14 protein-coding genes are annotated in these 21,578 nt (G+C 40.0%); 4 read left to right on the top strand and 10 right to left on the bottom strand.

Annotation, left to right across the window (positions count from 1 at the left end):
• Positions 1–137 precede the first annotated feature (137 nt).
• The 6 genes from H8S90_RS12115 to H8S90_RS12090 form a co-directional block, all read right to left on the bottom strand.
• Complete coding sequence (locus H8S90_RS12115) at positions 138–3,233, bottom strand: TonB-dependent receptor (RefSeq protein WP_187342769.1); 3,096 nt, start codon at positions 3,231–3,233, stop codon at positions 138–140.
• Positions 3,234–3,782: 549 nt separating this feature from the next.
• Positions 3,783–6,569 carry a glycoside hydrolase N-terminal domain-containing protein gene (locus H8S90_RS12110; protein WP_255501926.1) on the bottom strand — a complete coding sequence of 929 codons (2,787 nt, stop codon included), beginning with the start codon at positions 6,567–6,569 and terminating at the stop codon, positions 3,783–3,785.
• A gap of 44 nt (positions 6,570–6,613) precedes the next feature.
• Positions 6,614–8,170: a glycoside hydrolase family 28 protein gene (locus tag H8S90_RS12105; RefSeq protein ID WP_187342768.1), complete on the bottom strand. Its 1,557-nt coding sequence runs from the start codon at positions 8,168–8,170 to the stop codon at positions 6,614–6,616.
• A 20-nt stretch (positions 8,171–8,190) separates the two neighbouring features.
• The gene (locus H8S90_RS12100; RefSeq protein WP_255501925.1) at positions 8,191–9,774 is read right to left on the bottom strand and encodes an alpha,alpha-trehalase; all 1,584 of its coding nucleotides are present in this window, start codon (positions 9,772–9,774) and stop codon (positions 8,191–8,193) included.
• Positions 9,775–9,791: 17 nt separating this feature from the next.
• The gene (locus H8S90_RS12095; RefSeq protein WP_187342767.1) at positions 9,792–10,748 is read right to left on the bottom strand and encodes a dihydrodipicolinate synthase family protein; all 957 of its coding nucleotides are present in this window, start codon (positions 10,746–10,748) and stop codon (positions 9,792–9,794) included.
• Positions 10,749–10,845: 97 nt separating this feature from the next.
• Positions 10,846–12,396 carry a sodium:solute symporter gene (locus H8S90_RS12090; protein WP_187342766.1) on the bottom strand — a complete coding sequence of 517 codons (1,551 nt, stop codon included), beginning with the start codon at positions 12,394–12,396 and terminating at the stop codon, positions 10,846–10,848.
• Between the two features lie 314 nt (positions 12,397–12,710).
• On the opposite strand from H8S90_RS12090, the gene mtgA reads away from it, so the two are divergent.
• Positions 12,711–13,400 (top strand): monofunctional biosynthetic peptidoglycan transglycosylase, encoded by a 690-nt coding sequence (gene mtgA / locus H8S90_RS12085; protein ID WP_370525700.1) that lies wholly within the window; start codon positions 12,711–12,713, stop codon positions 13,398–13,400.
• Positions 13,401–13,410: 10 nt separating this feature from the next.
• Here the strand turns inward: mtgA and H8S90_RS12080 are convergent, their stop codons facing one another.
• From H8S90_RS12080 to H8S90_RS12065, 4 genes are all read right to left on the bottom strand, one after another.
• On the bottom strand, positions 13,411–13,875 hold the full coding sequence (locus tag H8S90_RS12080; RefSeq protein ID WP_187342764.1) for an ABC transporter ATPase: 465 nt from the start codon (positions 13,873–13,875) through the stop codon (positions 13,411–13,413).
• Positions 13,876–14,051: 176 nt separating this feature from the next.
• A complete protein-coding gene (locus H8S90_RS12075) occupies positions 14,052–14,753 on the bottom strand; it encodes an RluA family pseudouridine synthase (protein ID WP_187342763.1) in 702 nt (233 codons plus the stop codon).
• Positions 14,754–14,936: 183 nt separating this feature from the next.
• Positions 14,937–15,923, bottom strand: a complete 987-nt coding sequence (gene floA, locus H8S90_RS12070; RefSeq protein WP_187342762.1) for a flotillin-like protein FloA — start codon at positions 15,921–15,923, stop codon at positions 14,937–14,939.
• Positions 15,924–16,362: 439 nt separating this feature from the next.
• Positions 16,363–17,286, bottom strand: a complete 924-nt coding sequence (locus H8S90_RS12065; RefSeq protein ID WP_187342761.1) for an SDR family oxidoreductase — start codon at positions 17,284–17,286, stop codon at positions 16,363–16,365.
• A 364-nt stretch (positions 17,287–17,650) separates the two neighbouring features.
• On the opposite strand from H8S90_RS12065, the gene atpD reads away from it, so the two are divergent.
• The 3 genes from atpD to ilvD all read left to right on the top strand — a co-directional run bounded on the left by atpD (position 17,651) and on the right by ilvD (position 21,564).
• Positions 17,651–19,156, top strand: a complete 1,506-nt coding sequence (atpD, locus tag H8S90_RS12060; RefSeq protein ID WP_187342760.1) for a F0F1 ATP synthase subunit beta — start codon at positions 17,651–17,653, stop codon at positions 19,154–19,156.
• Between the two features lie 57 nt (positions 19,157–19,213).
• Positions 19,214–19,465 carry an ATP synthase F1 subunit epsilon gene (atpC, locus tag H8S90_RS12055; protein ID WP_187342759.1) on the top strand — a complete coding sequence of 84 codons (252 nt, stop codon included), beginning with the start codon at positions 19,214–19,216 and terminating at the stop codon, positions 19,463–19,465.
• Positions 19,466–19,869: 404 nt separating this feature from the next.
• Positions 19,870–21,564, top strand: coding sequence for a dihydroxy-acid dehydratase (gene ilvD / locus H8S90_RS12050; RefSeq protein ID WP_187342758.1), 1,695 nt, complete (start codon positions 19,870–19,872; stop codon positions 21,562–21,564).
• The last annotated feature ends 14 nt before the right edge of the window (positions 21,565–21,578 follow it).

The following is a 21,578-nucleotide window of genomic DNA, read 5'->3' as shown; positions in this document are numbered from 1 at the left end:
AAGGCGACGACGCCATCATGATTTTTCACAAGTACTTATCTATTTGGTGTTCAAAAGCTCGCCAGCTCGGTTTAATCATTTCCACTTTGTGATTTTGAAAATCATGATGGTTTCATTATTTAATACTTTTCAATCGACTAAAAATCGATATTTACACCAAAGACGATTTGCCTGTTCAAGGGATCAGCCTCTGCCCCGCCCCTTTCCGGATCATAATCTCTCAGCAAGTGACTTTTGGAAAAAACGAAAAGGTTAGAACCTGTTGCGTAAATTCTGATCTTATCCGCAAAAATCTTTTGCGCAATTCTGGAAGGCATATTGTACCCTAAAGAGATATTTTTAATCTTAAGGAAAGATCCGTCGACAATTGTTAGCACTCCATTCTCGATAGGATATGCGGAAAGGTTGTTCCGCCGCGGCCGCGGGAAATCATTTGTAGGATTTTCGGGTGTCCAATAATTAAATGCGGCAGGTCCGTTTCGTTCTCCATCTGCCATATATCTTGCCAAAATCTCAGCATCGATCGTTTGGCCCCACCTCCCTATGATAAAGAGACCCAGATCGAACGCTTTATACCTAAAATTATTTTGGAGACCGATGATGCCTTTAGGAACGTTACTCCCCAAATACATCCGATCGTTATTATCTATTATACTGTTTCCATCAACATCTAAGATCTTCACGTCGCCAGGTGTAAAATTAGCGCCGCCATAGGTATAACTTGCGGCTTCTTCAGCTTCATCTGATTGCCAAATTCCTAATTTTTTAAATCCATAAAACGAATTGACAGGGCGTCCTAACAGCAACGAATTATCTAAACCATCTATAATGTCAACGTCATCGATCAGACCTGTAATCCGTTCTCTATTCCTAGTATAAGTCAGCGCGGTATTCCAAGAAAAATTACTAGCTTGTATATTCTGGGAATTTAGTTTTATTTCCAAGCCTTTATTGTTCGTGCTTCCTATATTTTGGTATACACTCGCTACACCAGTCAATTGAGGTAACGTACGCTCAAGAATGAGGTCTGTGGTTACCGTATTATAATAATCAATAGTGGCAGTCAGGCGTTGATTGAGAAGTTCAAGATCCAAACCAAAGTTAGTTGTTGCGGAATTTTCCCAGCCAAGCAATTGATTGCCAATACGCGGTTCGAACAGATAGGTCGCCGCTGGCACTTCTCCAAATGCCAACCTATTGTTGGCGTATACCAAATTCTGTGTCCCGTAGGGATCAACGGCAGAATTTCCAGCTACACCATAGGATGCCCTTAATTTCATGAAATTGATCAACGAAATCTTATCCATGAACCTTTCGTCACTAACTACCCAAGCTCCTGCTACCGAGGGAAACATATTCCACTTATTCCCTGGAGCCAATCTGGAGGCGCCATCAAACCTGTTGGTTATTGTAAAAATGTATTTATTTTTAAATGTATAATTGATTCTTCCTGCATAAGACATCATGTTATACTTTGTGTAATTTGACGTAATCAACCGGCTATCTTGATCAGTTGCGGATAAATTATAGAATAATTGAGAAGACAGCGGCTGATTACGCCCGGTTGCAGATAGAAATTCATATTCGTTTTGAATATAATTGGTGATTCCGGTAACGGTTACATCGTGTTCTCCAAATGTTTTTGCATAACTAACGATATTATCAAAATTAAAAAACTTGTTAGAACCTTTAGACATCGATGCCTCCGTAAAATTGGTATTTCTTTGTCGCCAAGAGGTTTCGTGATCGAATTGCCCCCTTCTGTCGTTGGTAAAATTCGTACCAAAATTAGACCGAATGGTCAAGCCTTCAACGGGTTTCAGTTCCAAAAAGGTATTGAGAATAATATTTGATCTAAGCGTATTGTCTGTCGCGATATGTGAGCCTCGTTCATCAGTCAATACACTGGGAAACGACGGATTGGCTGGATTTGGGTACACGACGATATCACCGTTGTCATCGAATGCTCGTCCGAAAGGACTCGCCGTTACGGCGTTCGCCAGTAAATTACTTGTTCTTCTATTAATATTTGAGTAAGTTAACTGTCCAAGCATTCCCACTTTTGCCCAACGATTTAAATCATGTTCAACGTTAAAACGCCCGTTAAACCTTTTCATGTTATCGTTGCGCAAAATCCCATCTTCCTGGAAAAAGCCTCCTGAAAAGAAAACTTTGGTTTTCTCGGAACCGCCGCGAACAGAGATCGTATGATTTTGCATACTACCATTTTGCAGCAGCAGATCAGGCCAATTAATCCAATTTCCGTTCTGAATGGCTTCCCATTCACCTTCATTTGCGAAAATATTCGGGTCATCGGCTGGAGAGGTCCATTGCCCATTATATCGCCATGCTTCCCGTCTTAACTGCACATAGTCATCAAATAAACGGACGTCGGGATAAGGTGTCAGTCCATTGATCCCATAGTAACTGTTGAGGGAGACTTTCGCCTTTCCAGCCATACCTTTTTTGGTCGTGACTATAATGACACCATTTGCTCCTTGAGAACCATAAATCGCCGTGGCAGACGCATCCTTTAAAACATCAATCGACTCGATATCATTGGGATTGAGGTCGTCGATACTGCCGCCTTGAAAACCATCGATAATATATAACGGTTCGTTACTGGCGGTAATTGATCTGTTCCCTCTGAGAACAATATCTACACCAGCACCAGCCTGTCCACTGGAACGGGTGATGTCAAGACCGGGAACCCTACCCTGCATTGCTTCCAATGGATTATGCGTAGGTGTTAAAACGATCTCTTCCGATTTGATAGAGGCCACTGATCCTGTCAAATCTCTCTTTTTCGTTGTACCATAGCCGATAACGACGACTTCATCGAGTTCAGAAGCATTTTCTTCCAATATGATAGCTACTTCATCCCTTCCGTTTATCGCAACTTCCTGAGTTGCAAAACCAACGTAGCTTACCATTAATACACTACCAGTAGAAGGCACCTGAAGTTGAAATTTTCCTTGATCGTCGGTAGTTACCGAATTCTGCTCATTTTTGATTTTTATCGTAGCACCGGCAATGGGATCTCCATTTCGATCCCTAACGGAACCTTTTATAGATGCCTGATTTATTACTACTGTGTACGGCCCATTTGGCAAATTTACGAAAGCAAATGCCCTTATGTCTGAGCATAGTATTACGAGTATGATAATAAATACGAATAATGGTATTCGCCTCGTAAGTCGGTATAGATAAATTAATACTTCGTTTTTACGCATTAGGTTATGTCAAAGGGTTAGAAAAATAAGTTAATTAGCCATGTGTACACACGTGCTATGGTTAGTTCTACTACAAAATTCAAAAAAACGGCGACTTCAAATATGCAGGTTTTTAGCTTTTTATTATAGTATCTTATCAAGAATAATCATTAAACATCTAAACTCAAGTAAATTAAGCCTTTAGCATTATTCAGAAGCAAGGTTAGCTCTTATTTCCCGTCATTGATCATGGGGTGGCAGTATTCACTTAAAAATAAATTCACGTACCTTTTCTAAACGGCTTTGGATAGTGTCTTCGTGAGTAACACGCTGTCAATCTTGAGCTAATAAAAACTTTTATTTGCCCCTTCTTGCGTGCATAAGGCGGGTATATATAAAAACAGGCAGACGATGGTACTTCATTGTGATATACATTCACTACCGCTATTTTATCATTAAAAAAACCGCAAGCCAATAAAAAGACACATCGGTAGGTTCAGAAAACTCCAAACCTCCGATGGTCTCCACCAACTATTGTAACCAACAATATTTATTTTAATTTCTTCTTGCTTAAGAAGCTGTTAAAAGCTTCAATTGACCATCCAATTTGTACTTCCCATCTTTTACAGTCTGAAAACTAAACTCCTTACCCTTATAACGGATACGGCACAAGCCTCCTGCTTTGGAGACCACTTCAAGCTCTTCTAGACTGCCTGATTTCCAAGAAAAACTCAATTCAAATCCTCCTCTTGCACAGATTCCTTTTACTTCGCCATCGTGCAGACTGGAGGGCAAGGCCGGCAATAAGTCTATACCTTCCAAATGACTTTGTAACAGCATTTCTCCTATACCAGATGCTCCACCAAAATTACCGTCTATCTGAAACGGAGGATGCGCATCAAAGAGATTCGGATAAACGCCACCACCGCGTACCGCCGGACTAATCAGCATGTTGAGCAACCGATCAGCATGTTCAGCATCCAAAAAACGCGTCCAGAGGTTGATTTTCCAAGCTAAGCTCCACCCTGTTCCTTCGTCACCACGAAAGAGTAATGATTGTTTCGCCGCTTCCATTAATTCGGGCGTTTGTTTCCAATTGATTTCACTTCCTGGATATACTGCCCAAAGGTGCGACACATGTCGATGGGTGTTGTTAGGATCGTCGATATCACTTAACCATTCCTGCAGCTGTCCGTGCTTACCAATTGTATTCGGTGCTATCTTTTTACTTTTGCTGGCAATTTTGCTAGCAAAGGCTGTATCTACGTCTAAAATTTTTGATGCTTCTATAACGTTTTTAAATAGCTGACGGATAATCTGATGATCCATGGTTGGTCCGGCCACCAAGCCCCCATGCTCAGGTGAATTCGAAGGTGTACTAATGAGCAAGCCCGTATTGGGATCTTCTACCAAAAAATAATCGAAGAATACTGCTGCATCTTTCATAATTGGATAGGCCTTATTCTGCAAAAAGTGTTTGTCTTGTGTATAGCAATAATGCTCCCACAAGTGTTGACATAGCCATGCCCCACCTGTTACCCAAATACCGTGGTTGGCGTTATTGATGGGCGCGGTTCCTCTCCACAAATCGGTATTGTGATGTAACACCCAACCAGGTGCATCATAATATTCCTTTGCCGTTTTCTTACCCGTTTCGCTCAGGTCTTGTACCAAATCAAACAAAGGTTTATGCAGATCTGACAGATTCATAAGCTCCGCAGGCCAATAATTCATCTCAGCATTGATATTTGTAGTATATTTACTACCCCAGGGGGGTGTAAGTAAATCATTCCAGATTCCTTGTAAATTTGGAGGTTGTCCGCCTTCTCTTGAACTGGTAATCAATAGATAACGTGCATACTGGGCAAATAATGCTACTAAGTTGGGGTCATTTACTGTAGCAAATTGTTCTATCCGCTTATCAGTTGGTAAGTGGAATGCTTTTGTTGTACCAAAGTTCAAAGAAAATCGATTGAAGTAACCTTGATAGTCTTGTACGTGTACCTCGCGAATATGTTCATATGTTTTATTAGCTAACTGATTGATTCGATCTCGGGAAATATCATGAGGTTTAGCAGAAATATCCTGATGGTTTATAAAATTTGTCGCTGCGGTTAGGAATATGGTAGCTGTATCCGCTCCAACTACACTGATCTGGTTATTATCTACAATTATACTGCCACCGTTGTGGCGAACCTTCAATAAACTTACTCCCTCTAGGGCACCATGCTTCACTTGCAGGGATAAGCTGATAGTACTATCATTCACTTTTTTTAATTGATAGGTCTTATGAGGTGTACTTAATGTGGCACGAAAATTTATCCTTTCTTTAACGCTGGCGGTTAGATGAACAGCCAAACTTTGATCAATAGCACTGACAAAATAAGTTCGTTTATATTGAACCCGCCCACTGCTATAGCTTGTTTCGCAAATTGCGTCTGTTAAATCAAGTGTTCTTTTATAATCCTCTACAGGTAGAGAATGATTAAAATCTAGTAAAAGGTCTCCAAAAGGTTGATAGGCTTCTTGATATTTCCCCACCCTCGGTGCATGATCATCCTGGACCCAGTATTTCCACATTTTGTTTAATGATACATAGTTCGTTTCATCTCCATCTTTTGGATAAATACGTAGTCTCCTTTTGGGATCTTTATACCCTACTGGGCCACCCTTATCCTCGTAATTCAGCACTTGTATTGCCAGTTGATTTTGCTTTTCAACCAATTCTTTTGGGATCACATATAACCTCCCCTGATTCATGTCTTGGGTAGTCCCAATTAATTGGCCGTTAACGTAGGTAAAATCCTGATCGCGTATCTTACCTAAGTCTACCACCAGGTCCCGTCCTCGCCAACTCGTTGGTAATTCAAAATCTGTCCTGAACCACACTGCTCCATCCAGTCCTTCTAAGCCCTCCTTTTCCCATCCATCTTTTAAAGGCAAGGTCAGTAACTTCCACTCCTTATCGTTAAAGTCCTTTAAGGAGGGGTTCCGCTTTTTATCAACAATACGCCGTATACCATCGAACCATGGCTTTCGCTCATCAGCAATAGATTTTGTTCCCATAAAATGCTCACCAGCCAATTTCTCGGCTGCTGCTTGTTTACCTTCAAAAAGCAGTGACCTAATTTTCTGCAAGTATTGATGAGCGCCCTTTTTGTTATAATCTCTAGGCGTTCCTGTCCACAATGATTCTTCATTGAACTGAATTCTATCTTGTTCAATACCTCCAAATACCATTGCTCCTAATTTTCCGTTCCCGATGGGAAGCGCTTCCGTCCATTCGGCAGCTGGTTCAGTATACCACAAACGAAGATCCTGCCCACATAAAGCTGTACTCGTAAATGAAATTATCAAGATTAAAAAATAGAGCTTTTGGTATTTTTTCAATAACATAGACATTAATTGACGATGATTTTTTCTTTCACATCCCCATGCTTTGATACAGGCTTTTTCACCTTATTTAAAACATTATTTCTCAGAACTATCCCCGTACTATTTCTTCCGGTTATCTGCAAAAAGGTAGCTATTGGCGACTGGATGAAACTATTAGTGATAAAAGCATCTGCCACATTGTTCAACATTATTGCTGCGGCATCTTTATACTCCTTTGAGCTACGTAAACCATTTACTTGCAAAGCCGACACTTCTGACGCTTGGATAGCAGCCCCTTTCTGCGCATTTATCAACACATTGCTAAAGTTAATATTTTTGGCATTTTTGATCAGAAAGCCAGTTTTGGTTTCCATGATGATATTGTCAAAAGTGATGCTTTCGATCGGCATTTCTTCCAAACCATTCAAATAACCTGCTTGTTCTCCATGCGCTGTAATACCACTTAAATGTATATTTCGAAAAATGGGTGTCCGCTCAGAAACTGGTTCTGACTTAGTCTTAGCATATTGCATGTCGAGCACAATCGCCTGTTGTTTGATATTCTTCATCACCATATTGCTGACCATTATATCTTCTACAACACCACCTCGCCCTCGGGCTGTTTTTATGCGAATACCTCGATCCGTACCATCAAATACACAATTGCTTATTGTAATCTTCCTGACGTCGCCCGACATTTCACTGCCAATCACCACACCTCCATGGCCGGATAACATTGTACAGTTGGTTATCGTATAGTTTTCGGCTGCTCGTGCCTCTTTTCTGCCTGAACGATCTTTACCAGATTTGATGGTAATACAATCGTCGCCTACACTGATGTGGCAATTCGAGATATGTACATTACTGCACGACTCTGGATTAATACCATCAGTATTAGGTGAAGGTGGATTATTGATCGTTATCCCATTTACCGTTACGTTGTCACTGAACTCAGGGTTAACTGTCCAAAATGGTGAGTTTTTAATCGTAACATCTTCAATACGCACATTTTTGCAATACATCGTTTGTATAAATGGGGGTCTTAAGAAACCGAGTTCCACCCAACCAGGAAGATCCGGATGGAGGATTTCTGTATTTAGTCGATGAAATTCTTTTTGCCAATGGGATTCGGGCGACTTTTTTACCTGTACCTCAGAATAAGCCCACCACTTCTTGCCATTTCCATTGAGTACACCACCTCCCTTTATGGTAATATTCTCCGCCTCATAAGCATAAATCAGTGGAGAGAAATTATATACCATAGTACCTTCCCACCTGCTGGGTACCATCGGTAGGTAGTGATCAAAATTGTCGCTAAAACTGATCTCTGCACCGGCATCTATCAACAGGGTAATATTGCTTTTTAAATGAATAGGACCTGTTAGGTACTTTCCTGCTGGAAAAAAAACTGTCCCCCCACCTGCTTGAGAGGCATGGTCTATGGCCTTTACGATAGCTTCTGTAGCTAATGCAGTACTGTCATTTTTGGCTCCATAATCCAGCACGTTATAGTAAGCTTGTGTTTGTCCAGATGTAGACATACCGAATAACATATAGCTGATAAATGCCGCTAAAAATTTCATCTTTGTATATACCAATAAAACTAATTTAAGTTCGCTTTTAAATTTTCCAGTTTTTTGGAAGCGCTCACTTTCTTTCCGTTGGAAAATATTGTTAATCCCTCACCCTTACCATATCTTTTGCCCGTTTTATCCCATACAATAGTTAAAATCCGACCATTATACAACACGTTGTCGAGGCAAAACCATTCCCATTGATCTGGAGGGACTAGAGGCTTTAGTAGGATACTATTTTCATCAACCGGTTTTAATCCGATCAAATCATTAATTATCAAATCACAGAATCCCGAATGGTTATAGAAACTACTTCTGGGATTATCCCCTTTTAGCCAATATCCTGTTCTTTCATCTTGATATTCTCCTAAATAAGGTTGGCCATTTTTCTGATGGGAAACCGCATATTGAAGTATCTCGTCATAGAATGCCTTTGGGTTTATTTTTTTATTTTGTTGATAGGTTGTTAGAAAATTTGCGAGTGCTTTTAATGTTTGTGTAGTAGCAAAAGGCCATATAGCACCATCCCATTCACATCCATGCCCGGAACCACGGGTGCGGAAAGTGGGCTCTCGACGCTCAGCGGTAGTTAAACCCCATGGTGCTTTGAAACCCGCCGTATCCTGCAGTTGCAACCAAGCATTCTGATAGTTGGCATCATCAGGAGGTAGATTAAAGTACCAGGGAATGAAACCGATAGCCTCCCTAGGGGCGAGCTTACCATTTGGATGTTGGGTTCTAAAAAATTTACTCGTGTCATCCCACAAACTATCCAAAACCAATTGCTTTAATTGATTGGCCTTTAGTTGATATTTTTGTTTTAGTGTTTCATTTCCTAATAGTGATGCTATTTTTCCCAACGCTCTTGCATTTCCGTACATATAGCTATTAATTGTAGGACGTCTATTCTGGATCTTCCGACCACCACTCACAGATTCTTCCATACCGTCTCGTACATCGTACTGCCAAAACATCCCTCCAGGTAACTGCCGCTCTTCTTCCCAACGTTCATAATCCTCATCCAACAAGGGTAACCACTTAGCGATAGATACACGATCATAGTTCACCAAATAAAGATTATGAACCGCATCACTTAACCAACTGCTAAATGCATGAAACTTAGAAGAATCGAAAGTAGACTCATTTAACAACCAAAAATCAATATATTGGTTAATATACTCGGGATTATGAAGCCAGCGTCCTTCGTAAATATGATGCCCTAAAGCGCAGCTAATAGCATTATATTTACCAGCGTGACTTACCGGTTCAATAAACTCTGTAAAAATAAAACCATGAGGTGTTTCTTTCAAGTGCTTTCTAAAACTCCACCAACGATAGTAGTAAATGCGTTGTATAGTTGAGTCAGGGCACTCAAATAAAGGTACATTATCAATAAGCCAATCATATGCATTTGCATTAGGAACGAAGTTTACAACAGACTCATCGTCGATGGAGTTGAAATAGGCAACCTGCTCTTTCAATACATCCCCTTGAAGTATAAAAGGCTTTTCCTGTGAGCTGCACGCAAACCAAATGTTCAATAAAAAACATAATGACAAGAGTACTTTTTTTTCCAATCTCCGTTGCATTCCTTTAACTATTAATTTTCTCATGTATTTTTACGACACGATTAAGATATATTTTTGTGTGATTGAATTGCTTTTGGTAATTCTAAGTAATTGGCTAACCGAGTATAATCAGTGTAAAGTTTATCAATTGACAACTTTGCTTTGTTATTAAAAGGTTCGATTTCTCTTCTACTAAAAAGCGAAATAGATAGTCCTCTTTTCTGCAAAAAATATTTGGATACTATTGGATACGCTGCATGCATTACTTCCATATTTTCTATAAGAAATTGCTGAACCAGGTTGACTTCACTAGTAAAGTGGTGCTGGTCAAAATGTTGACATAGCCAGACAATTAGTTCCGGGAAATAGTTCCCTTGAATACACGACAACCCTGCTGCTCCAGATCTTAGCGATGCCACTGCATGTCCCATATAAGCATCATATAAACCAAAAAGGCTATACTTTGCGGTTGCTGCAATTTTTGCTTGCACTTGTTCTATATCTAAACAAGTATCCTTATGGTAAATTACCCTTCCAGTAGACACGAACCTCCCCAATTGATGAGCTTTTAATAAACGCTTATAAGGTTCGGGGCACTCGTAAAATCCTAAGGGTATATCTTCTGTTAGCTCAAAGAGTTGGTAAATCCGACTATTTAAATATTCATCCGAGTCTTCTTCTCCTCCCAGCAAACCGGTAATAATGATCACCGCTTGTACGCCTAAAGCATGTGCCCGTTTTACAAAATCTGCTTGCATCGCCACATTACCCGCAATGGAGCATGCAGCAACGACAGGCACTTTACCGTTTGCAACTTTCAATACATGCGCTATGACCTTCAAACTTTCTGATTCGGTTAACTCGAACATTTCACTGGATTGACAGTTGGCAAACAAACCAGTGGCTCCTGCATTAATATAAAACTCCGTTAATGAAGTCAACGCCCGGAGATCCACCAAACCCACTTCGGTAAATGGCGTAAGCATTACAGGTACAAATCCTTTTGGTTTCTCTTGCATGTGATTTCTGTAGGTTATAACTATTACAAAGTTATTCTTTACAAGGTGATGTTTCTTATAATATATTTGCCGCAAATTATAGGATATTAGCCTTAGGTTACTTTTTCCGTAAAAAACTAATTATAACGCCCACCAGGTAAATACTTAAGGTGCCAACGACAATAATCATATTGGCATGCAGCGTGCTTTTTAAGTAGCTATAGCTATCTGGTATCAGGTAAGAAAAACTCATCCAGAGGATAACCGATATCCCCACTAGGGTAGCAATCATCCCATCTGTATTTTTAGCCTTCTTGCTCAACATACCCAGTAGGAACAAGCCTAGCATACCACCTGCAAATATACCCGACAATTGCCACCAAACATCAAGAATACTTTTTACACCGATCATCAATATCCCTACGATAATACCGAGCATACCGAATACGGTTGTTGCAACATGAAGTAGACGAAGCATTTGTTTATCATTTTGAAACTGCCGAATATAACGCTGGTAGATATCTACCGAGAAAACCGTAGCAGACGCGTTCATACCTGAACTGATGGTACTCATAGCAGCCGCGAGAATGGCCGATACAATAAGACCAATCAATCCGGTTGGGATTTGAGTAACCATAAAATGAGGCATAACCTTATCTCCGTAATCTTCGGGTTTTAGAGCAGCAGCTAACTGGCTTATTTCCGCCGTCGTTCCTGCTGCCCCCAATTGCTCTGCCGCGGTCTGTATTTTCACTGATTCTATTAAAGTGGGGTTCATTTGATAAAAAGCATATAGACAACTTCCTATAATAAAAAATAAAAAAGATGCTGGCAGATAGATCCATACGCATAACCAAACCGACCTTGCGGCGTCTTTAGGAGACACCGCCGTATGGTATCGTTGCACATAGTTTTGATCCATACCAAAATTATTTAAATTGATAAAAAAACCGTAGAGCAGTACTACCCAAAAGGTCGATTGCGTAAACGCCGGTTCGAAGCTTCCTAAACTGAATTTGTGGTCGGCTTTTCCAATTTCAATAATTTTCGATATGCCTCCTGGCATATTAGACACTACCAGGTAGATGATCAGCAAAGCCCCTAAGGTTTTTACTACACCCTGTACTACCTCTGTCCAGATTACTGCTTCGATCCCCCCCATCACCGTATACAAAATAATACAGCCCCCGGTAATCAACATAATAACTTCCATAGTATAGCCCGTCAATGCTTGCAAACTCAAAGCTATTCCAAAAAAAATTGATCCCATACGCGCTAATTGGGTTAACAGGAAACACAAAACAGCATAGGTTCTTGCCCATGGTCCAAAACGATGCTCTAAATGCGTATAAGCAGATATTTTTCCAGTACTTCTGTAAAAGGGAACAAAATATTTTACTGCAACCCAAGCTGCTAACGGCATGGAAAGGCTAAACACAAAGGAGTTCCAATTACTTCCAAAAGCCTTTCCTGGCACACCCAAAAAAGTATTACTACTTAAAAAGGTGGCATATATGGACAGACCTATAGCCCATCCGGGAATAAGTCCGCCAGCCTTAGTAAATTGGTCAGCGGTTTTATTTTTATGGGAAAACCAAAAACCTACCACTATCATGGCAATCAGGTATATTCCTATTATCATTAAATCTACAACTGGAAGATGGTTCATTAATACGTGTTTTAATAAATTGGTTAAGCCTCTGACCCCTAAATGTTGACAAATATGAAAATAATATCACGACCATCACTGACCATTCTTTTCTTCTTTTTCTATAAAATTACCATGATCAATTTGTACAATCAGATTATCGCTTATCATTTCGTAAAAACAAAGTTTTATCTTAGGTTTGCAAACTAATTAAGCATTCACTAAAAACGCCTACTTGCTTATTTATGACGAAAAAGCGAGCGCCTAAAAATCAACGGAATAAAAATCAAAGATTCCACACTTCACACAAAAAAAATACTGGCAGGGATAGGCTAATCCTTTTTTTTTGGCAAAAGAAGCTAGGGAAAACATTTGCTCATATCTGTTTTTATTTTATCATAATCACTATCAGTTGGGTATTTATATTACGATATATAAATCCTCCAATTACCTGGTTAATGCTTCAAAGAGGGATTGAACGAAAGTTGGAAGGGCAAGACTGGAAGCTAGAAAAACAATGGGTACATTACGAAGATCTTTCAGAAAACCTAAAAAGAGCTGCTATCACAGGCGAAGATGCAAATTTTATGATTCATGCTGGCTTTGATATAAAAGCTATTCGGGAGGCCTATAAAAAAAACCAGACGGATGACCTTATCCGGGGCGGCAGTACGATCAGTCAACAAACGGCAAAAAATGTATTTCTTTGGCCAGGGAGATCTTGGATAAGAAAAGGGTTTGAATCTTATTTTACTATTTTAATAGAACTGCTTTGGGGCAAAAAAAGAATTTTAGAGGTATATCTAAATATAATAGAAATGGGCGATGGTATATACGGCGCGAACGCTGCCACGTTAAGTTATTTTAGCAAACCTGCGACTGCGTTAACGAAAAGACAAGCAGCTCTCCTCATAGCGATTTTACCAAATCCCAAAAAATGGTCGGCCACGAAACCCTCAACGTTCATTAATAGAAAAGCCAACACAATTTTGCGTTATATGGAGCAAAGCGATATTCCAAACTGACAAGCTGTTATCATTTGGCCAGTTGAAATATTTTAGCATGCCAACTATTTTTAAATGGTACTTCCCATTGGGTATTTAGTTCCTCCTTATTGGCAACCAAATTATTAAAAACAACGGTATCTGCGTTAATAAGCCCTTCTGCTATCAATTTTTCGAATGCGACACGCGGAGCTACTACAATTTGATCTCCATCACGATAGGCTATCTGCATTCGGTCGAAGAAGTCGATATTCAATTCGTCTTCCAGCTCTTTTAATAACCTAACCGATTTGTCAATGGAACATCCAGAAGGCAAAGCGTATGATTGATCGACGGCAATAACGATAAAACGATGGTATCTAATATCAGCGGAAGCAGCTAATGGTTGCCCATGAGCCTTCCATTGCATAGTAAATTCCTCCAGTTTGTCTAGCACTATCTGTTCCTCTATTTCTGTAAACTCTCTGTCTGCTTGATAGATCCAAATCCTTTCCATAATGACAAAATAAAAATTAAAAAGTAAGACTGTCAAATTTCGTAGAACATTTTAATGTAATTTGATGAATTAAGTTAAAACAGCCATTAGACTTATTGAGCGCAACCAACACCTCTACTACCGGCAGCTAATTTTTTGAAAACAAGATATTAGTGATTATTTGATACACGATTCGATTAAAAACCCTCAAACCTTTCCCAAAAACCATCCTTTGGTAAGGGCGCAAAGAGATTAACAGGATCTTTCTTCACTGGGTGTTCGAAGCTTAACTTCCTCGCATGTAAGCAAATACTTCTTTTCATACTTCCCCTGGGATAGCCGTATTTATTATCGCCAACTATTGGACATCCGAGAGTAGATAGCTGGACACGTATCTGATGTGGTCTACCTGTCACCGGATATACTTCCAACAAGTAATAACCATTCAATTCACCAATTAATCGATAACTTAATTCTGCTCGCAAACTTCCTTTCACCTCATTGCGGTAGGCTTTAGTGACGTTTTTACGTGCGTTTTTCACAAGCCAATGAATCAGTACCCCTTCATCTTGAATGGGTCTATTACGTACCACTGCCCAATAGGTCTTGTGTATATCTCTGCTTTGAAACATTTTATTTATACGATCTAGAGCCTTACTGGTTTTGGCGAATAAAATTACACCGCTTACTGGTCGGTCTAGACGGTGCACAACTCCTAGGAAGGCACCATTCGGTTTATTGTACTTTTTAGTTAGGTAGTCTTTTACTTTTTCATCTAGAGATTCGTCTCCTGTTTCATCAACCTGAACAATATCTCCCGCACGTTTATTTATCGCTATCAAATGATTGTCTTCATACAACACATCTTGATCTGTTATAGGTTTAGTAACAATAGTCATACGTGGGCAAACTTAGACAAAATGCTTATCAATCACGAACTCAAATACAAAATAGATTCATGTGATTAATTGTACTTTTCTTTCCAAACATTAATTCCCGTGCTCGGGTTGATGGTGGGATTACAACATCTCTCTTTCTTACTAAAAAGACTAAAATCAAAACTAGGTGCGCTAGCCCTATAGTTATTTATTTTTCCCTTTGTTTTCTGTACCAGGTTTTGCAATAGACTCACGCATATCGGTATCCGCCTGAATATTTTGCATTTTATAGTAGTCCATAATACCCAAGTTACCACTGCGAAACGCTTCGGCCATGGCTAAAGGTATTTGAGATTCTGCTTCAATGACCTTTGCTCTCGCTTCCTGGGCTTTAGCCTTCATTTCCTGTTCAGTGGCTACAGCCATTGCCCGTCGTTCTTCGGCTCTAGCGTTGGCTACTTTTAAATCAGCCTCTGCCTGATCGGTCTGCAATTTAGCACCGATGTTCTCACCAATATCAATGTCTGCGATGTCTATTGAAAGGATTTCAAAGGCAGTACCGCTATCCAATCCTTTTTCCAATACTGTTTTTGAGATTTTATCGGGATTTTCAAGCACTTCCTTATGATTGTCAGCGGACCCTATGGTGGTTACTATACCTTCTCCCACGCGCGCGAGTATCGTTTCCTCACCCGCGCCTCCAACCAATTGATTGATATTTGCCCGTACCGTAACACGCGCCTTTGCAATTAACTGTATACCATCTTTAGCCACTGCCGCAACTGGCGGCGTATTAATCACACGAGGGTTCACAGATATCTGGACGGCATCAAATACATCTCTGCCAGCGAGATCAATGGCTGTTGCCAATTTAAAATCCAAAGGAATATTAGCTTTATCTGCCGAAATCAATGCTTTTATTACGCTATTCACATTTCCTCCTGCTAAATAATGCGTTTCAATTTCATTAGAAGTAATATTCAAACCGGCTTTTGTTGAAATAATCATCGCATTTGTCACCAAAGAAGGAGATACTCGACGTAAACGCATCAATACGAGGTTTAAAAGATTCACTTTCACGCCAGAAAGCTGAGCAGTAAACCATAAATTGACTGGCAGAATGTATAGTAACAAAAACAGCGCTACTATCGCACCAACAATAATTAATATAGGTGATAAAGAAGGATCCATGGTTATAGGGGATTAAATAATTAAAAATGATTAATAGTAAGTAGATTAGTAGGTTGCAACCGTTATTTTAGCAACTTGGAGTGCGGAATACGTCGCACTGAAGAACGCATTTTCGAATCAACAACCCCATAAGGCCGAAAGAAACAATCATCTCCATATCCTTTTGGGCACCAAATGGCGATATATTTAATTCAGCATTGTTCCATTTAAATATTGGTATCAGGCGTCTTCTCGCTAAAGTCATTGTGTAAATCTTTTAATAATAAGTCAACAAGGTTAACGGCTAAAGATACCATTTTTTTCCCAAGAAATTGAAATAAATCTCAGGTTGGCGTTTTATCGATATCTTGAGGTCAAAATGCCATCATTATATTACAACCATAATCTCAAAGGATTTAGGCTTTACGTGTATCTATCCATCTATTTACAAAGCTTCAAGTTATAAGGACGACTGCTTGCCTATTTTCTTTAACTGTTCCTCGATAAGCTTTAACCCTTCTCCAAAACTATGGGGGACATAATCTAGCTTATCATAAGCTTTATCTAAGATAAAACCAGTTCTTTTAGGGCGCAAAGCGTTCTGTTTGAGTTCAGAAGATCTCTCTTTACAAATATAAGACGATTCCAAGTGCCAATGCTCCACCACGGCATCTACCAATTCGCAAATACTAAATAGATCTTTACCCGATATATGATATATGCCTTCTGCTTTTTTCATCGCCATCGTTAAACAAGCCTTGGCCAAGTCTTCAGCCAGTGTTGGCATGCGCCATTGATCATTCACTACCTTAATCGTTTGACCATTTTCCAAAGCATTTTTTGACCAAAGGACGATATTGGTTCTACTTAGATCATTTACTACTCCATATACTAAAATTGTGCGAACGATTGACCATATACAGGATGAGTCTTTTATTAATTTTTCAGCAGCCAGTTTATGTTTGCCATAAACATTAATTGGATTTGGCTCATCATCTTCCATATACGGTCCTTCATCTCCATCGAATACAAAGTCTGTTGAAAGGTGTATTAAATGGATATTAAAGCGCTCAGAGAGTGCAATCAAATTAGCAACTGCTTCCACATTCACCTTTTGGCTAGCTACGGGGTCACGTTCGCATGCATCTACGTTAGCCATAGCTGCTGTGTTGATAATCACATCAGGTGAACATTCTTTAACAATGTTTTCCGTTTGCTCAAAATCTGTGATATCTAGGTCTATGTAAATATATCCCTTCTTCACCGGGTGTCTGTTAGCTCCTCTAGAGGTCGCGATATATGCTATATTTGCATCCGCTAATGCAGCATCTGTAATTTTCTGACCAAGCAAACCATTGCTACCGGTTATCAAAACTTTCTTCATACGTATATTAAATTAACACTCTTTATCCCATTACAGTTCTGCTAGAAACCCCACTACGATTAACACCTAATTTTTGTTAGCTTTTCCTAAATGAGCAACTATGCACTTCCCATCCAAATTTATTGTTAAAATAAAATATTAACTATTAACGTGCCAAAACATATCTATAATCGCAATAAGGCCCAAACAACATAAACTTTTCGTCTTTAGTCCGGGCGGTTTTGGTGTGAATTGATCATATATATAAAAAATCTTTTCATTTAAGTATTTGATATTCCACTATAAAGCGTATTTTTGCAGTCCGAAATAAAGCCCTTAAATGGCAATAAATCTGTACATTATTTAAAAAAACATAGTTTCTTATATGTCCAACACCGGAAAAATAGCGCAAATAATCGGGCCAGTAGTAGACGTCAGCTTTGTAGGCGACGCCAAGTTACCGAAAATTTTCGACGCATTGGAAATCGAAAAAGCAAACGGGCAGCGTATTGTTTTAGAGGTTCAACAACATTTAGGAGAAGAACGCGTACGTACCATCGCTATGGATTCAACCGACGGTTTAGTTCGTGGTATGCCTGTAAAAGATACTGGAGCTCCTATAAAAATGCCTATAGGCGATGACATTAAGGGCCGTGTATTTAACGTAGTTGGAGATGCCATTGATGGTATTAAAGAGCTCGATAAATCGAACGGTCGTCCTATCCACAGTTTGCCACCGAAATTTGAAGATTTATCCACCGAAACGGAAGTACTTTTCACAGGTATTAAAGTTATCGATTTATTAGAACCGTATGCTAAAGGTGGTAAAATTGGTTTGTTCGGCGGTGCGGGTGTTGGTAAAACGGTACTCATTCAGGAGCTTATTAATAATATAGCAAAGGCTTACTCTGGTTTATCTGTTTTTGCTGGCGTGGGAGAACGTACTCGCGAAGGCAACGATTTACTCCGTGAGATGCTTGAATCGGGCATCATTAAATATGGAGACGAGTTTTTACATAGCATGGAAAAAGGCGAGTGGAGCTTGGAACAGGTAGATACTGAAGCATTGAAAGACTCCAAAGCCACTTTCGTTTTTGGCCAAATGAACGAGCCTCCAGGGGCACGGGCAAGAGTAGCTTTATCAGGCTTAACCATAGCGGAATATTTCCGTGATGGAGATGGTGAAGGCGCCGGTAAAGATATACTTTTCTTCATTGATAACATTTTCCGTTTTACGCAAGCTGGTTCTGAAGTTTCTGCGTTATTGGGCCGTATGCCTTCTGCTGTGGGATACCAACCAACATTAGCAACGGAAATGGGTTTAATGCAGGAAAGGATTACCTCTACAAAACGTGGATCTATTACATCTGTGCAAGCGGTATACGTACCTGCGGATGACTTGACGGACCCTGCTCCTGCAACCACTTTTGCTCACTTAGACGCAACAACTGTATTATCGCGCAAAATTGCCGAGCTGGGAATATATCCTGCCGTGGACCCCTTAGATTCTACCTCTCGCATTCTTAATCCGGTAATCCTTGGTAGTGAACATTACAATACAGCACAACGTGTGAAAGAAATTCTACAACGCTACAAGGAATTACAAGACATTATAGCCATCTTAGGTATGGATGAGCTTTCTGAAGAGGATAAATTAGTTGTTTCACGTGCTCGTAGGGTTCAACGCTTTTTATCGCAACCCTTCCATGTTGCAGAACAATTCACAGGACTTAAAGGCGTATTAGTAGACATTAAGGATACCATCAAAGGTTTTAATATGATTATGGATGGCGAGGTAGATGAATATCCAGAAGCAGCGTTTAACCTTGTTGGAAGCATTGAAGATGCAATTGAAAAAGGTAAAAAACTATTAGAAGAGGCTAATGCCTAAATAAAAAGTATGGTGTAATATCTGGTTTAGCATATTACACTATAACTTTCGAAAGCTATGGAACTTAATATTATTACACCAGATCAGTCAGTATTCAGCGGAAAAGCCACATCGGTAACCGTCCCAGGAAGTGCTGGATCTTTTGAAATACTAAAAGATCATGCACCAATTATTTCTACCTTGGAGGACGGGAAAGTTATTATCCGTGACAATAAAAATATAGAGGTCATTATTATCAAAGGCGGGGTAGTCGAAGTACTCGACAATAAAATTACCGTGCTTGCTGAAGGTGTTCTTGAAGAAGAGTAAGATACCAAACAAAAAATAAAAGCCCGGTAATCAATGATGATTACCGGGCTTTTATTTTTTTCACTTTTTTCAGGAAGCAGCACATTTCAGGAAGAAAATTGTATAAAAATACTATGCATGCATATTTTTATACCGTATACCGAATTAGGTTTTAGTCTATTTTACAGCTATTAATATAACAAAACAAGCAAAAATCATGAAATAAAATTCTACAAAACACACAACACATAGAATAATATACCAAATTTAAGAAATCGTATTCAGCTATTGCCTTTGTAAATAGAAGCCCTTAACTTGGGAAAACAAATAAATGAGGGAGAAATGCGCTTTACCTAAGCAGTCTTATTATTGAACAAGGAAATCATCTTATTACAATAGAAGAGTAAATATATTTTAAGCAACATATGCTAACTAAACAAAAAACTGAACTAAACAAATACAGTAAGATCTTTACGCAAGATGAAACGCAGCCTGCCGCAAAAGCGATGCTATACGGTATCGGTTTGACAGACGCTGACATGGACAAAGCACAGGTAGGTATAGCCAGTATGGGTTACGATGGAAACACCTGTAACATGCACCTAAATGACTTGGCTCAAGTTGTCAAAAAAGGCGTATGGGAAAATGATTTAGTGGGCCTTACATTCGGAACGATTGGGGTGAGCGACGGGATGAGCAACGGTACGGACGGCATGCGTTTTTCCCTGGTATCACGCGACGTCATTGCAGACAGTATTGAAACGATTTGCGGTGGACAATATTACGACGGATTGATTGCGATTCCGGGTTGCGACAAAAACATGCCAGGTGCCATCATGGCCATGGGGAGGTTAAACCGCCCGGCTATTATGGTTTATGGCGGTACGATAGCACCGGGACATTATAAAGGGCAAGACCTGAATATCGTCTCGGCTTTTGAAGCATTAGGACAGCGGATATGTGGCAACCTATCGGATGAAGACTACGAAGGTATCATCAAGCATACTTGCCCTGGCGCAGGAGCTTGTGGGGGGATGTATACAGCCAATACCATGGCTTCTGCAATTGAAGCGATGGGAATGAGCTTGCCTTACTCCTCATCTAACCCCGCTGTTTCAGAAGATAAAAAAGCAGAATGTTTAGAAGCTGGCAAATATATCAAGATCCTATTGGAGAAAGATATCAAACCTTCTGATATCATGACCCGTAAAGCGTTCGAAAATGCATTGCGTACCATCATCATCCTTGGAGGGAGTACCAATGCTGTTTTACACTTTATCGCGATCGGTAAATCAGTTGGCGTAAATATTACACAGGACGACTTTCAACGTATGTCGGACGTAACCCCTGTTTTAGCAGACTTTAAACCATCCGGAAAATTCCTGATGCAGGATTTACACCAATATGGCGGAACCCCTGCAGTATTACGATACTTACTAGATGAAGGCTTATTACATGGCGACTGCTTGACTGTTACGGGAAAAACACTTGCCGAGAATCTTGCTGACGTCAAATCAATCGTTGACTATAACCAACCTATTGTTCAGAAATTGGAGAACCCAATCAAAGCAACGGGTCACTTGCAGATTCTTTACGGCAATCTCGCAGAAAAAGGTTCTGTTGCCAAGATCTCGGGCAAAGAGGGGGAAAAGTTCACTGGTCCTGCTCGTGTTTTTGATGGCGAACATGATTTAGTTGCCGGAGTTGCATCGGGTAGGATTAAGCCCGGAGATGTGGTTGTTATTAAAAATGAAGGACCTAAGGGCGCTCCTGGAATGCCAGAAATGTTGAAACCAACTTCCTTAATCATCGGTGCAGGGCTCGGCAAATCAATTGCCCTCATTACCGACGGCCGTTTTTCTGGAGGGACACACGGCTTCGTTGTCGGACATATCACGCCAGAAGCTTACTCAGGTGGACTCATCGGCCTGGTAGAAGACGACGATATCATCGAAATCGATGCGGTAAATAACACACTCAATCTGCAGGTGGATGAACAAGTCATTTCTCAGCGCCGCGCACGTTGGATACAACCAGCATTGAAAGTAACGAAGGGAGTTTTGTATAAATATGCCAAAACCGTATCGGACGCCGCTGGAGGCTGTGTAACTGATGAATAAATTTCGGTTATATA

This window comes from Olivibacter sp. SDN3, from assembly GCF_014334135.1.
GTDB lineage: Bacteria > Bacteroidota > Bacteroidia > Sphingobacteriales > Sphingobacteriaceae > Olivibacter.
Note: the sequence above shows the minus strand (reverse complement) of the source record. Positions and strands in the feature narration are given on the sequence as shown.